Origin of the sequence: Trebonia sp. (assembly GCF_030042015.1) — a bacterium.
Classification (GTDB): Bacteria; Actinomycetota; Actinomycetes; order Streptosporangiales; family Streptosporangiaceae; genus Trebonia.
In genome coordinates, this window is record NZ_JASIAL010000253.1 from 1 (window position 1) to 13,913 (window position 13,913).

At 72.4% G+C, this 13,913-nt stretch carries 11 protein-coding genes; 2 read left to right on the forward strand and 9 right to left on the reverse strand.

The window, feature by feature from the left end; translation table 11 throughout:
* Positions 1 to 32 precede the first annotated feature (32 nt).
* The 7 genes from glp to Q1N79_RS13580 form a co-directional block, all read right to left on the reverse strand.
* A complete protein-coding gene (gene glp, locus Q1N79_RS13550) occupies positions 33 to 1,226 on the reverse strand; it encodes a gephyrin-like molybdotransferase Glp (RefSeq protein WP_300608986.1) in 1,194 nt (397 codons plus the stop codon).
* 37 nt (positions 1,227 to 1,263) lie between these two features.
* Positions 1,264 to 2,952, reverse strand: coding sequence for an NAD(P)H-dependent oxidoreductase subunit E (locus Q1N79_RS13555; protein WP_300608988.1), 1,689 nt, complete (start codon positions 2,950 to 2,952; stop codon positions 1,264 to 1,266).
* Positions 2,945 to 5,869 carry a formate dehydrogenase subunit alpha gene (gene fdhF / locus Q1N79_RS13560; RefSeq protein ID WP_300608990.1) on the reverse strand — a complete coding sequence of 975 codons (2,925 nt, stop codon included), beginning with the start codon at positions 5,867 to 5,869 and terminating at the stop codon, positions 2,945 to 2,947. The genes Q1N79_RS13555 and fdhF overlap by 8 nt, the downstream gene beginning before the upstream one ends.
* Positions 5,870 to 5,986: 117 nt before the next feature.
* Complete coding sequence (locus Q1N79_RS13565) at positions 5,987 to 6,487, reverse strand: PIN domain-containing protein (RefSeq protein WP_300608992.1); 501 nt, start codon at positions 6,485 to 6,487, stop codon at positions 5,987 to 5,989.
* Positions 6,484 to 6,732, reverse strand: a complete 249-nt coding sequence (locus Q1N79_RS13570; RefSeq protein WP_300608994.1) for a hypothetical protein — start codon at positions 6,730 to 6,732, stop codon at positions 6,484 to 6,486. Before Q1N79_RS13570 ends, Q1N79_RS13565 begins: the two co-directional genes overlap by 4 nt.
* Before the next feature lie 83 nt (positions 6,733 to 6,815).
* Complete coding sequence (locus Q1N79_RS13575) at positions 6,816 to 8,477, reverse strand: glycosyltransferase family 39 protein (RefSeq protein WP_300608996.1); 1,662 nt, start codon at positions 8,475 to 8,477, stop codon at positions 6,816 to 6,818.
* Positions 8,478 to 8,539: 62 nt separating this feature from the next.
* Positions 8,540 to 10,357 (reverse strand): aldehyde ferredoxin oxidoreductase family protein, encoded by a 1,818-nt coding sequence (locus Q1N79_RS13580; protein WP_300608998.1) that lies wholly within the window; start codon positions 10,355 to 10,357, stop codon positions 8,540 to 8,542.
* Positions 10,358 to 10,436: 79 nt separating this feature from the next.
* Between Q1N79_RS13580 and Q1N79_RS13585 the strand changes: the two genes are divergently transcribed.
* Entirely contained in the window at positions 10,437 to 11,228 is a 792-nt protein-coding gene (locus Q1N79_RS13585) for a maleylpyruvate isomerase family mycothiol-dependent enzyme (protein WP_300609000.1), read from the forward strand.
* A gap of 12 nt (positions 11,229 to 11,240) precedes the next feature.
* Here Q1N79_RS13585 and Q1N79_RS13590 read toward each other — a convergent pair whose 3' ends face one another.
* Entirely contained in the window at positions 11,241 to 12,104 is an 864-nt protein-coding gene (locus Q1N79_RS13590; RefSeq protein WP_300609002.1) for an NTP transferase domain-containing protein, read from the reverse strand.
* Positions 12,105 to 12,221: 117 nt separating this feature from the next.
* Between Q1N79_RS13590 and Q1N79_RS13595 the strand changes: the two genes are divergently transcribed.
* Positions 12,222 to 12,950, forward strand: a complete 729-nt coding sequence (locus tag Q1N79_RS13595) for a metal-dependent hydrolase (RefSeq protein ID WP_300609004.1) — start codon at positions 12,222 to 12,224, stop codon at positions 12,948 to 12,950.
* Between the two features lie 3 nt (positions 12,951 to 12,953).
* Here Q1N79_RS13595 and mftR read toward each other — a convergent pair whose 3' ends face one another.
* Positions 12,954 to 13,697 (reverse strand): mycofactocin system transcriptional regulator, encoded by a 744-nt coding sequence (mftR, locus tag Q1N79_RS13600; RefSeq protein WP_300609006.1) that lies wholly within the window; start codon positions 13,695 to 13,697, stop codon positions 12,954 to 12,956.
* Between the last annotated feature and the right edge of the window lie 216 nt (positions 13,698 to 13,913).

The window sequence follows — 13,913 nt, forward strand, 5'->3', positions numbered from 1 at the left end:
GCGCGGCGGGCACGTCGCGGATGAACGGGCTGTCAGGCATACAGGATCACGTCCACCTCACTACCCGCATCCAGCCCAGTGGCTTCCTCGGGGATGATTATGTACCCGTCCGCCGCGGTCAGCACCGACAGCAGCGCCGACAGGCCGAACACCGGGGTGGCCACGCCCGCGCCGACCTTGACCTGCACGACGTCGAGCCGCCCGGTGGCCGACGCCAGGTCCCTGCTCAGCCTGGCCCGCGTCGACGCCTCGGGCGGCGCCACCGTGCAGCCGCCGGCCAGCCGCACTACGGGCGCCCCGATCAGCCGGAACACCACGAGCGCCGACCTGGGGTTGCCGGGCAGCCCGATGACAGGCACGCCGTCGCATTCGGCGAGCAGCGTGGGCTTGCCCGGCTTGATGGCCAGGCCGTGGCACCAGATGCCAGGCGGGCCGAGCCGGGCGACGGCGGCGGCGGTCTCGTCCCGCACGCCGACCGACGAGCCGGCCGAGATCACGATCACGTCGCTGGCCGGCAGGGCCGCGCGGAGCGCCTTCTCCAGGGCACCCGGATCGTCGGGCACGATGCCGCCGGGCACCGGGCTGCCGCCCGCGTCGGCGACCAGCGCGGCAAGGGCCGCGGCGGTGGCGTCGCGCACCTGGCCGGGCCGCAGGACGTCCGTGCCGGGCGGAACGACCTCGTCGCCGGTGGAGAAGATCGTCACCAAGGGCCTGGCGTGCACCCGCACGCTCGTCACGCCGGCCGCCGCGAGCATGCCGAGATCCTGGGGGCGAAGCGGCCGTCCGTTCGGGATGATTATGTCGCCTGCCCTGGCGTCCTCATCGGCCCGCACCACCCCCTCACCCGGGGCCACCGGGCGGACGACCTCGATCGTGCCTGGCATCGCCTCGGCGGTGTACTCGATCATCACGACCGCGTCCGCGCCGGGCGGCAGCACGCCGCCGGTCGGCATGGCGACCGCCGCCCCGGGGACGACGGTCACGCCGGGCTCGGCGCCCATCCGGACCGCGCCGGTCACGGTGAGGTAGCCGGGCAGGCCCTCGGAGACCCCGTAGGTGTCGGCGGCGCGCACCGCGTACCCGTCGACGGTGGACCGCGCGAACCCGGGCAGCGGGTGCGGGGCCGTGACGGGCTCGGCGGGCACCCGCCGCAGCGCCGCGGCGAGCGGCACGGCCTCGACGGGCGTGCGGCGCGCCGGGCGGAACCCGGCCAGCGCCTCCGCCACCGTCCGGGTGGTGAAGAACTCCCGGCCGGCGCGCTGCTCAGCCTTCGTGGTTCCCTCCGGTCAGACGGAGCACGCTCATCACCGGGCCGAGGGCGACCTGGCCAAGCCCGCAGATCGAGGTCCGCCGCATCACCTCGGCCAGCTCGGCTACCTGCTCGCCGGGGCCGGGGCCGGGGCCGGACAGGATCGTGTGCGCCTTGCTTGACCCGACCCGGCACGGCACGCACTTGCCGCAGGATTCGTCGCGGAAGAACCGCAGCACGTTGACCGCGGCGGCGAGCAGGTCGGTGCCCTCGGCCATCACGACCAGCGCGCCGGACCCCAGCATGGACCCGGCCGCCTGCAGCGTGCCGAAGTCGAGCTCGACATCGAGCCGGTCCGGGCCGATGAAGTCCGACGACGCGCCGCCCGGCTGGATGGCCCCGAGCGGCAGGCCGCCGACCACCCCGCCGGCCAGCTCGAGCAGTTCGCGGACGGTGGTGCCCATCGGCACGCAGTACACGCCTGGACGTTCGACGTGGCCGGAGACCGCGAAGAACTTCAGCCCGGCATGGTCGCCGCGGCCCTGGGCGGTCCACCAGGCGGCGCCGCGGGCCGCGATGATCGGCACGTGCGCGAGCGTCTCCACCGAGTTCATCAGCGTGGGCTGGCCGTGCAGGCCGTACGTGCCGGGAAAGGGCGGCTTGTTCCGCGGCTCGCCGCGGTGCCCTTCCATGCACTCGATCAGCGCGGACTCCTCGCCGAGAATGTAGCCGCCCGGTGAGGTGAACACCTCGACGGACAGCCGCCTGCCGGACCCGCCGGCGTCGGGGCCGACCAGCCCGCTCTCGCGCAGCCACTCGATCTCCCGCCGGATGACCTGCTCCTCCGGTCCGTACTCGTGCCTGATGAACACCCAGCCTTCTTCGGCGCCGATCGCGAGCATGCCGAGCAGCAGGCCCTCGAGCACGAGGTACGGCTGGGTGGCGAGGATCTCCCTGTCCTTGAACGTGCCCGGCTCTGACTCGTCGGCGTTGCAGATCACGTACTTCGGCGTCGCCTCCTGCGCCGCGACCAGGTCCCACTTGCGGCCTGCCGGGAAGCCGGCGCCGCCCATGCCGCGCAGCCCGGCGTCCTGCAGGGCCGTGATGATGTCCGCGGCGTCGGCCCGGCCGGCCAGCACGGAACGGAGCACGCCGTACCGGTCGGCTGCCGTGGGGTAGGGGTCGTTCGGCCAGGACCGGTGCCGACTCTTGCTGTTATCGCCGTCGTGGCCGTTGTGGCCGTGCTGGCCGTTGTGGCCGCGGGGAGCGGCCTGGCGCGCCGCCGCCACCGCCGCGTCCGCGTCGTCGAGCGAGACCGGGGCCTCGTTCACCGTGGCGGCCGGCGCGATGTCGCAGCGGCCCAGGCACGAGCCTTCGACGAATTCCACCTCGGCGTCGGGCCCGTACCGCTCCCTCAGCCGGGCGATCCGCTCGTCGGCCCCGCGCAGCCAGCAGGACAGGTCGTGGCAGACGCGCAGCTCGGCCTTCTTCGGCGGCTCGGTGCGGAAGTGCGGGTAGAACGAGATCAGGCCCTCGATCTCGTACAGCGGCCGGTGCACGTCATGGGACAGCGCGACGAGCTCCTCGCGGGGCAGCCAGCCGACCCGCTCCTGGATGGCGTTCAGCGCGGGGATCAGGCTCGGGCCGGGGAACTTCCCCGCCCGTGCCTCCACGCCAGGGACGCGGACCGGGGCCTCAGCCATGGACGCGCACGCTAGCGGGCTCGATCTTGACCGCGCAGAACTTGTACTCCGGAATCAAGCCGACCGGGTCGATCGCGTCGGTCGTCAGCAGGTTGGCCGCCGCCTCCCTGAAATGGAACGGGATGAAGCAGTTGCCGCGCGCCTCCCGGTGCGAGACCCGCACCGTGAGCTCGATCGTGCCGCGCCGCGAGCTGACCCGGGCCATGTCGCCGTCGGCGAGGCCGAGCCGCGCGGCGTCGTCCGGATGGACGAACACCAGCGGTTTGGGCACGATCGCGTCGAGCGCGTAGGAACGGCGGGTCATCGAGCCGGTGTGCCAGTGCTCGAGCAGCCGGCCGGTGTTGAGCACGAACGGGTAGTGCTCGTCTGGCAGTTCCTTCGCCGACAGCCACTCGGCGGGCACCAGGTGGGCGAGCCCGTCGTCGGTCCTGAACCGCTCGCCGAACATGACCACGGTCCCGTCGCTGTGCTCCGGGTCCGGGTTCGGGTACAGCTTGCCTGTCGGGCCGAGGTTGTCATACGTGAGGTTCTTGTAGCTCGGGATGACCGAGATCATCTCATCGAAGATCTCGCGCGGGGACTCGTAGTGCCAGCCGAGCCCGAGCCGGCTGGCGATGTCCTGCACGACCTCCCAGTCGACCCTGGCCTGGCCGGGAGTGTCGAGCACCTTGCGGCCGAGCTGCACGCGCCGGTCGGTGTTCGTGTACGTGCCGTCTTTTTCCAGGTACGACGACGCCGGGAGGATGACGTCGGCGAACTCGGCGGTCTCGGTGAGGAAGATGTCCTGCACGACGAGGAACTCAAGCGCGGACAGCGCCTTGCGCACCTTGTTGATGTTCGGGTCGGAGAGGAACGGGTTCTCGCCCAGCATGTACATGCCGCGCACGCCGCCCTTCAGCGCCGAGGCGATGATCTCGGTGACCGTCAGGCCCTTCTTCGGGTCCAGGTCGGCGGTGCCCCACGCCTGCTCGAACTTGGCCTTGACGGCCGGGTCGTCGGCCTTCTGGTAGTCCGGGTAGAACATCGGGATCAGGCCCATGTCGGAGGAGCCCTGCACGTTGTTCTGCCCGCGCAGCGGGTGCAGGCCCGCGCCCGGCTTGCCGACGTTCCCGGTGATCGCGCACATCGCGATCAGGCAGCGCGCGTTGTCGGTCCCCGTCGTGTGCTGGGAGATCCCCATGCCCCAGAAGATGATGCCGGACTTGGCCTGGCCCCAGGCCCGCGCTACCCGGCGGATCGTGTCGGCGGGCACGCCGGTGATCTGCTCGGCCCGCTCCGGCGGGTAGTCGGCGACGGTCCCCGCCAGCGCCTCGAAGTTCGAGGTCCGGTTGGCGATGAACTCGGCGTCGGTCAGCCCGAGCCTGATCACCTCGTGCATCACGCCGTTGTAGAAGGCGACGTCCGTGCCTGGCTTGAGCTGGCAGAAGATGTCCGCGTGGTCGGCCATCTTGTCGCCCCGCGGGTCCACGTAGATGATCGTCGTGCCGTTGCGCCTGGCCTGCTTGAGGAAGCTCGAGGCGACCGGGTGGTTGGCGGTGGTGTTGGTGCCGGTGATGATCGCGACCTCGGCGTTGACCACGTCGCCGAACGTGGTGGACACCGCGCCCGACCCGATCCCCTCGAACAGCGCGGTCACGCTGGACGCGTGGCACAGCCGGGTGCAGTGGTCCACGTTGTTGGTGTGGAAGCCGGTCCTGATGAGCTTCTGGAAGACGTAGGCCTCCTCGTTGGAGCACTTGGCCGAGCCGAACCCCGCGATCGCGGCCGGGCCGCCCGCGGCGTAGATCTCGGTCAGCCGCCTGGCGACCAGGTCCAGCGCCTCCTCCCAGGTGGCCTCGCGGAAGTGCGGCAGCACCTCGTCGTAGTCGACAAGGCCGCCGGGCTTGCGGCCGCGCTTGCCGCCCTTGCGCTTCTCCTTCGGGCCGGCCGCGGCGTCCTCGCCCATGCCGTGGGCGTTGGCCTCGCCGTCGCCGGCCATGTCCCCGCGCACCTCGGTGGACAGCGCGCCCTTCGGGTAGGAGTCCTCCCTGCGGATCAGCGGCACGGTCAGCCGCTGCGGCGACGCGGCGTAGTCCCAGCCGTACCGGCCCTTCACGCACAGCCGGCCGTGCGAGCCCGGCTGCTCGCGGCCATCCGCGTAGGCGATCGCGCCGCGCTCGCGGTCCACGTAGTAGGTCAGCGCGCAGCCCACGCCGCAGTACGGGCACACGGTGTCCACCGCGTCGAGCTCGGCGCGCGGCCTGATCGGGATGTCGTGGATCGGCTTGTTGGTCAGCGCCCCGGTCGGGCAGGAGGCCACGCACTCGCCGCAGGAGACGCACGTCGAGGCGCCCATCGGGTCGCTGAGGTCGAACGCGATGTGGGTGGCGTAGCCCTTGCCGCTGCGCCCGATCACGTCGTTGTTCTGGATGTCGTCGCACGCCCTGGTGCACCGGTCGCACAGGATGCAGGCGTCGTGGTCGACGGCGATGACCGGGCTCGACAGGTCCACGCCGCGCCCCGAGCCGCAGGGCAGCCCGGTGTCGCCGGTCACGCCGTACCTGTCGGCGAGCGCGAGCAGCTCGTTGTCGCCGGTCGTGACCTGCTTCGGGTCGCGCTCGCGCGGTGGCTGGTCGGAGATCAGCAGCCTGGTCAGCATCGCGCGGCTGCGCTCGACCTCGGGGGTGCCGGTCTTGACCTGCATGCCGTTCTCGCAGGCCCGCACGCAGGACGCGGCGAACGCGGGCGCGCCCACGTCGACCACGCACATCCGGCAGACGCCGACAGGATCGAACCGCTCGTCATGGCACAGCACGGGGATGTCGATGCCGGCCGCCTTGGCGGCTTGCCAGATCGTGGCGCCCTCGGGGGCAGTGACCTCACGACCGTCGATCGTGAGCGTTACCGTCCCCGTGCTCTCCGGGGCAGTAATGGCCATGCCTGCAGTATCCGTCGCCGCCGGACACAACGCCAAGCGCGGATCGTCGGCAATTGCGTGACCTGGGCGGCCCTGAGGATCGAGGGCCCGCGCCTTGTCGTCACCCCCAGCACTTGGTCAGCGCCCGCGGCTTCTGCGCATGGCATCGGTTCGCTTGACGAACGCCGCCGATGTGAGCACCGGTGTCCCGCGCCAGGGCGACATGGACAGCAGGTCGGTGTCGTCACTGACGATGAGCAGCGATCCGCTGGCGGCCGCGCACTCCAGGATGCGGTTGTCCTCGTAGTCAGGGCAGTCCGCGACGGTTTCGCCAGGCTCGACGACCCCGCCGCCGGACGCCTCCGCGATCTCCACGATCACCTGGACGTATTGCTCGGCCCGCTTTTCCTCCCAGCCGTACCCGTCTGGCGGTGTGCCGCAAAGCACCCGGACGACGTTGGCCAGGATGTGCTCGCTGACGAACAAGGCGAACTCACGGGCATCGTTGAGGATGCCGACGACGTTGGCCGCGAGATTGCCCCGCACGGGGGGCGGCGAAGGCCACGAGTGGAAGGCGTCGTTCCCCCCGGCGACGGCGCTGACGAGCACGTTGACGTCAACGGTTACCGGTGTTGTCACCGCCGTTTCAGCACCCGCCGCACAACCGCCAGCGCCTCATCGGCCTGCAGTCCGGCCGCTGCCGAGCGCTCGGCGCCGTAGGCCTGAAGCTCGGCAAGCCGCTCGGCCCGGTCGATGACTTCCATCTGCCGCATCGCCTCGCGCAGGAACGCCGAGCGATTGCCGCGACCGAACTTCTGGGTTAGCCGCTCCAGTCTCGGCACGTCTTCGTCCGCGATCGCGAAACCGACTGTCCTCGTGCTCATGCATCTAAGTGTATCTGAGTTGCATTTGGCGTGCAACGAGGGGAGGGCGGGGTGTGCGGGGCGAATCCACCGCCGGGACTGCGTTAGCCGGACGGCGGGGCGGGGACCGGCGGGGCGGGGACCGGGTGGGCGGCGGGGAGTCCGCAGACGAACGTCGCGGACGGGACCGGGCGAGCGTCCGGGGGCGGGGCCTGCCTGGCGCAGTGCGACTCGAGCCAGCGCACCCGCGGGTCCGGGCCGGCCGGCGATACCGGCAGGATGAATATCCGCACGTAGCCGCGGCTGATGTCGGCCTGCAGCGTGGCCAGCGTCGGGGCAGGCACGTTGCCGAGGTAGCCGCCGATCGGCAGCACCTCCCTGCCGCTGTACAGGATGTAGATGTCCGCGGCCCCGGACGTGTCGGTGCCGAGCAAGGCGTCACCGGGTGGCGTCGCGCGTTCCAGCCGCTGGACCGTCCTGGTGACGGCGGGCGCGTCGGCGGCCAGGGCCCGGCTGTCGTGCGCGGTCTTCGCCGACTCGAACGGGGTGTCAAACGGGCCGCCGCACAGCGCGGCGGCCGCGGGGACGAGCGCCGCGACGTAGTACGCGTTGATGAATACGCCTGTGCTGAAGAAGACCGCGAGGATCAGCCACCAGCCGCCCCACAGCACGACGGCGGCGCGCAGCGGGTCGCGCCGACCCCGGCGCCGGCGGGACATCAGCACGCCCGCCGCGCCGACGACGGCCGCCGGCAGCAGCCACCCGCTGTCGGCCGCGAACGGGCCGGCCAGCAGCCGGTGCCAGCTCGGCTTGATGCCCAACGTCTCGGCGGTGAGCGACTGCCCGCTCTTCGTGGCCGCGATCACGAGCGGCGACACCGGCCCGGCGGTCGTCGCCCAGTTCCCGGTGAGCCGGCCCAGGCCGTTGTAGTCGAAGACCTGGGTGTACACCGAGTCGTTCGCACTGCCGTCCACGTACGGCCGGTCCTGGGACGGGACCAGCGAGACCGCCGTCATCCAGGAGAGGGAGACCACGACGGTGACCAGCCCGGCCAGCGCGACGTGCGCGCACCGGGTGCGCAGCCGCGCCGCGGGGGCGGCGAGCAGGTAGGCCGCGGCCAGCGCGGGCAGGGCCAGCCAGGCCTGGATCATCTTCGCCTGGAACGCCAGGCCGACCCAGACGCCGGCGAGCAGCAGCTGCCGCAGCGACCCGGTGACCAGCGCGGCGGACGTGGCGTCGGCGGCGAGCACGAGCAGCAGGATCAGCAGCGAGTCCGACACGTTGCCGCGGCCAAGCAGCACGGTGACGGGCGTGACGGCGAGCACGGCCGCGGCGGTCAGGCCGGCCGCGGGCCCGGCCAGTCGGCGGACCGCCCGGTACAGCGCCAGGATGGTGAGCACGCCCTCGGCCACTTGCGGCAGGACCAGTGCCCAGATGTGAAAGCCGAAGACCCGCAGCGACAGGGCCTGCACCCACAGCGCGCCTGGCAGCTTGTCGACCGTGACGGTCCCGGCGGGATCGAACGCGCCGAAGATGAAGTCGTGCCAGCTTTGCGACATGCTGCGGGCCGCCGCGCCGTAGAACGGCTCGACGCTGGCGCCGGCCATTCCCCAGCCGTACGCGACCGCCGCGACGACGGCGACGGCCAGCAGCGCCGGCCGCGCCCAGGCAGGCTGGTCCGCGGGCGAGCGCCACGGCGTCAGGAAACGGCGCCAGCGCGGTGCCCCTGCCGCAGACGCCGATGCCGTCTGCGGGATAACCGCCATCCCCGCCGCTCCACCCGCCCAGTATGGCGGCAAGCGCGTGTCGTGTCCGCCGGGCGCGGCGCTCAGTCCAAGTGCAGGCCCGCGAGATCCGCCGGATCCGGGCGGCCCTGCGGGTCGAGGCCGCGGAATCTGTAGTAGGAGTCGATCATCGCCCGCAGGCGGCCCGCGGTGAGCGTGGCGACGCGGCCCGACGGCAGCGTCAGCGGCTCGCTGAGCAGCCGGTCGGGCAGCCAGTCGTCGGCGGGCTGCCAGCCCTCGCGGATGTTGTAGACCCGCTTGGCCAGCACGATCCGGCGGGCGGTCTCGCGCAGCTCGGCACCGCAGACGTCCCAGCCGGTCACCGCCGACAGCAGCCCCGCCCACTCCTCGAACGGCGAGCTGAACACCCCGCGCAGGAACTTGCACAAGATCAGCGAGTCCATGACCGCGGCCCTGTCCTCGGTCTCGATCGCGGCGGTGACGTGCGCGTCGCCGCCGTCCAGCCGGTCCAGGTCCCCGGACAGGTCCGCCTCGTAGGCACCCGACCGGTTGTGGTCGGCGCCCCGGGCGTTGACCGCGAGGCCGAGCGCCATCGAGTGCAGCGTGCGGGGCTCGTAGCCGGGCATCTCCAGGCCCTTGACGTGCGGGGCGAAGGAAGCGGAGTCGCCACGGACCGTTCGGGATGCTCGCATTGATCCTTCAGCAAGGAGGCAGCCGAGCGGCGTGCTGCGGGCGCCGATCTCATCCAGGGCGCGCAGCAGCGCGGCGGAGTCGCCAAAGCGCAGCCAGGGGGCGTCGATCAGGCCGCGTTGCGCGCACTCCATCGCCCACGCGATCGTGCCGCCCGCCGAGATCGTGTCGATGCCGAGGTCGTCGCAGCGCGCGCTCGCCGCCAGCACCGCCGCCGGGTCGCTCACCCCGCACATCGGGCCGAGCGCGAACACGTTCTCGTACTCCACCCGGGCCTTCTTGCCCGTGCCGACCCGGTAGATGTGCTCGCAGCCGATCGTGCAGGACGCGCAGCTGCTGCGGGCGACCCGGCGCATGCCTGCCACGTCGTCGTCTGTCGTCTGCTCCGCGCCCAGCCGCTCGGCGCCCTCGAACGTCGCGGACTGGAAGTTGCGCGTCGGCAGCGTGCTGATCGCGTTGAACGTGAGCAGGTTGGCGAGCGTGCCGAGCTCGCGGTACTTCGCGGTGGCCGGCCCGAACGACCGCTGCCGCAGGTCCCTGGCGGCCGCGAGCACCAGATCCGGCGCGGCGATGCCGACCTTCGCCGCCGCGCGGACCGCGATCGCCTTCAGGTTCTTGGCGCCCATGACGGCGCCGAGCCCGCCGCGGCCCGCGTGCCGCCCGTCGTGCGAGATCGTCGCATACCGCACCCCGCGCTCGCCTGCCGGGCCGATCGCCGCCACGCGCCAGCCGCGGCCGAGTTCGCCGCGCAGTTTCTTGTCGGCATCGGCGGCGGGCATGCCAGCGAGGTGTTCCGCGTCGGTCAGCCGCGCGCCGTCGCCGTCGATGAGCAGCACGGAAGGCCGCGCCGCCCGGCCGCGGATGACGATCGCGTCGTGGCCGGTGAGCTTCCCGGCGATCGCGAACTGGCTGGAGGCCAGCGCGTCGGTCAGCAGGCCGGTCAGCGGCGACTTGGCCACGACCGCGAACTTCGCGCTCGTCGTCAGCGGGGTCCCGACCAGCGGGGAGAACACGAACGCGAGCGGCGCGGCCGGGCCCAGCGGGTCCACCCCCGGCGGGCCGAGGCGATGCAGGAGCCAGACGCCCAGGCCGGCGCCGCCCACGTAGCCGCGCAGGACCTGCCCGGGCAGCGGCAGCGTCTCACACGTCCCCGCCGTCACGTCGACGACGAGCGCCTGTCCGAAGTATCCGCCGGGCGGCGTACTCACCACGTCGTCATGCTACGGCCTCCCGCGCCCCTGCCCGGAAAATCGCTGTCCAGCTGGCGGGTCGCGGTGATAGACAACCGGTGTGGAAGAGGCTCTGGAGTTCCCCGTTCTGCTGCGGCTGATCGACGAGCGGTCGATCGCCTTCCGCGCCGCGGTCATGTCCGCGCCCGGCCTGGAGCTGAAGGTGCCGACCTGCCCCGAGTGGACGCTGCTTGATCTGGCGCAGCACCTGGGTGCGGTGCACCGCAACTGGGCCGCCATCGTCAGCGCCGGCCCGGGTGCCGCTCCCCCGGCCGAGTCCGAGCCGGAGGTCGCCGGGACTGCGCCCCGGGAGCGCGAGCCCCTGCTGGCCTGGTCGGCCGCATCGACGCGGCTACTCCTTGACGCGCTGCGCGAGGCCGGCCCGGATCGCGGTTGCTGGACGTGGTGGGGTCGATCGCAGTCGCCGCAGACCTCCGGTGCCGTCGCCCGGCACCAGCTCCAGGAGGTCACGGTGCACACCTACGACGCCCAGATCACCCTGGGCGCCCCGCGGCCGCTGCCCGACACGGCGGCACTCGACGGCGTCGAGGAGTTCCTGTCCACCTGCTGCGCGTGGACGGCCCCCTGGCCGCATGAGGACGCTGCCCTCGACTTCCACGCCGCCGAGGGCCGCTCCTGGCGCCTGACCCTATCCGCCGACGGCGCACGGACCGCCCGCCTGCCCGCGCCCGGCACAATGCCCGCCGCCGACTTGGACGTGGCCTACGCCTCCGCCCGCGGCACAGCCGCCGAACTGGTCCTCGCCTTCTACGACCGTATCCCGCTCGACTCGTTGCAACTCGATGGCGACCTGCGCCTGTTCGACCTGCTCCGCGACTGGGACCAGGAATAGCAGGAAGCCGCCTCAGCCACCCGCGTCGGCGGACAGGAAGAAGACGGTGTCCCCGGTGGCCAGCGGGGTCGTGCCGTCGCGGGTGATCTGGTCGCCGTTCAGCGCCGCGGTGACATGCCGGTCGAACACCAGACCCACCCCGTCGGCCGCCTCCTGCACGGTCGCGGCGCGGACCGCCTGCGGGCCTTTCGCCTGGCCCGGGCCCGCGGCCGCCCTGGCCACCGCGCCGAACAGCTGCACGGTCACCTCCGGGGCGGGCCTGGCGCGGGCCGCCCGGTAGTCCGCGGGCTCGTTGACGTTGAGCACCGAGTCGAGCTCGGGGTCGAGCGCGGCGAGCACCGGGTCGGTCTTCAGCGCCGCCTCATCCAGCCGCTGGACCACGCACTCGTCGAACAGGAACGCCGGACGCAGCCGGTCCTCCTTCACCAGCCGTTCGGCGGTCGCCGCGAGGCTGGTCCGGTAGGCGGCCGCGAGCGGCTGGGGGTAGCCCCGCGCGACCGGCAGGCACACGTCGGCGCCGTCACCCTGCACGACCCGCAGCACCCGCCGGACGAAGGCCGGGTGCAGGAACGGCATGTCAGTGGAGCTGATGAAGGCCGCTTCGGCCTGCCCGGCGAGAGCGGCCAGCCCGGCCGCGATCCCCTGCACCGGGCCCTTGCCCTCGCGAGGGTCAGCCACGACCACGGTGCGCGGCGGCAGCGCCGGCAGCTCCTGCCCGGCCGCCCGCACGACGACGACTGGCCCCGCGGTCGCCCGCGCCAGGATGCCGACCGTCCGTCGCAGCAGCGTCGAGCCATGCCACTCAAGGGCCGCCTTGGGCGTTCCCATCCGCGAGGACCGCCCGCCGGCCAGCACCACGCCCGCGAAAGCCGCCACGTCCTCATGCTACGGGCTTCGCGCCGCCCCCGCCCGCGCGCCTCCGCCGCCGCGCGGCGGGCCTGTGTCAGGCTGACTGCTGCGTACGTCCGCTGTCGGGACACGGGGAGTGGCTAGATGCTGGGCAGGGATCACGCGCTGAGCGGCGCGCTCGCTTTCGCGGCGCTCGGTCCGACGCTGCACGTGACCGGATCGCACCTGGCCGCGGGGGTACTGCTCACCGGCGGGGCCGGCGTGCTGCCGGACATCGACCACCCGGACAGCACGGTGGCCCGGTCGTTCGGGTTCCTCACGGAGGCGTTCGCCTGGGTGGTGGCGCGGATCTCCGGCGGGCACCGGCACGGCACGCACAGCCTGGTCGGCATCGCGGTGTTCAGCGCCGGGGCGCTGGCCGCCGGCGCCTACCAGCTGTCCGGAGCGCAGTCGGCAGGCCACGCCGCGTTCTCCTGGCATATGGTCCCGGCCGGGCTGTACCTCGCGCTGTTGTACTCGGCCGCGCTGCGCGCGGTCCACGTCGGCGGGCACCACGGTGACCTGCTCGGCATCGGCGGCGCGGTCATCACCTGCTACACCCGCTGGGACGTGGTCCCGGTCCCGCTTGGCCACTGGCACGTCCCGCTGCTGGCGCTGGCAACCGCGCTGGGCTGCGCCGCGCATATCGCCGGCGACGAGCTCACCCACGGCGGGTGCCCGGTTCTCTGGCCGTTCAGCGAACGCGAATTCCACCTGCTGCCGCGTCCGCTGCAGTTCACCACGGCCAAGCTCGGCGAGACCTGGATCATCTTCCCGCTGCTCACCGGCGCGCTCGTCCTCGCGGTCTGGCACGCCACCGGCCACCCGCTGTGATGGTCACGAAAGGGTGGCGACTCCCCTTCCCGCGCGCCTGCGCCACCGACGCGGCGACGGCATCGATGATCTCGCCGGCAGGAGGACCCAGCCCCGCGATCTCGTTAAGTCAGCTGCCAGCGCTGCGCGGTCGACCTTTTCCATGGCGAACCCTGCCGCCAGCGCGGTCAGCGCGGCATCCAGGTACACGGTGAGGTCGTTGTCCGCCCGCGCCGACCAGCGGTCGTAGGCCGCCCGGCAGGCGGCGAGCGCGGCCCGGCCGACCGCGAGGGGGTATAGCGATCCGGCGGGCTGGCCGAGCCGACGGCCGGCGAACTCGCTGACCGCGCGCTCCCAGGCCTCGTAGTGCCCCGCCGCGCTTGACGACAGCGCCGGCACCGTGCCGATCAGGTTCATCCGCATGCGCAGCTCCGCGACGTCCTCGGCCCGGTAGTGGTTCGCGGAGACCACCGCGTCCCGGATCGCGTCCATCATCGGTACCTCGTCTGGGACCGAGCCGAGCGCTGCCCGGATCGCCTCCACCTCGGTCTCGAACTCGGTCCACAGCACGCTGGCCTTTGAGCCGAAGTAGCGGAAGAACGTCCGTTCGCTGACGCCCGCCACGGCCGCGATCTGCTCGATCGTGGTGTTCTCGAAGCCTTGCTCGGTGAACAGCCGCAGCGCGATCAGCTCAAGCTCCCGGCAGCTGGTGGACCGCGGCCGCCCGCGTCGCGGGCTTGTCGCGTCGAGCACGCTGGGCTGGGTCAACTCGCACCGCCTCGATGAGACCTGCGTCACAAGCAATTGTTTGTGTCAGTGTCTGACATTAGCATGTGATCTATTACGTCACCCACTGACGTAATAGCCGCAGCAGCAAGGGAGCTGTCACATGCCAGGACGAGTAGCAGGCAAGGTCGCCTTCATCACCGGCGCGGCGCGCAGCCAGGGCCGCAGCCACGCGATCCGGCTGGCCCAGGAGGGCGC

Bases quoted from the DNA above. Each gene is read 5' to 3' on its own strand.
- Q1N79_RS13555 (WP_300608988.1), bottom strand. From the start codon at position 2,952: ATGGCTGAGGCCCCGGTCCGCGTCCCTGGCGTGGAGGCACGGGCGGGG.
- fdhF (WP_300608990.1), bottom strand. From the start codon at position 5,869: ATGGCCATTACTGCCCCGGAGAGCACGGGGACGGTAACGCTCACGATC.
- Q1N79_RS13595 (WP_300609004.1), top strand. From the start codon at position 12,222: ATGCTGGGCAGGGATCACGCGCTGAGCGGCGCGCTCGCTTTCGCGGCG.
- Q1N79_RS13570 (WP_300608994.1), bottom strand. From the start codon at position 6,732: ATGAGCACGAGGACAGTCGGTTTCGCGATCGCGGACGAAGACGTGCCG.
- Q1N79_RS13575 (WP_300608996.1), bottom strand. From the start codon at position 8,477: ATGGCGGTTATCCCGCAGACGGCATCGGCGTCTGCGGCAGGGGCACCG.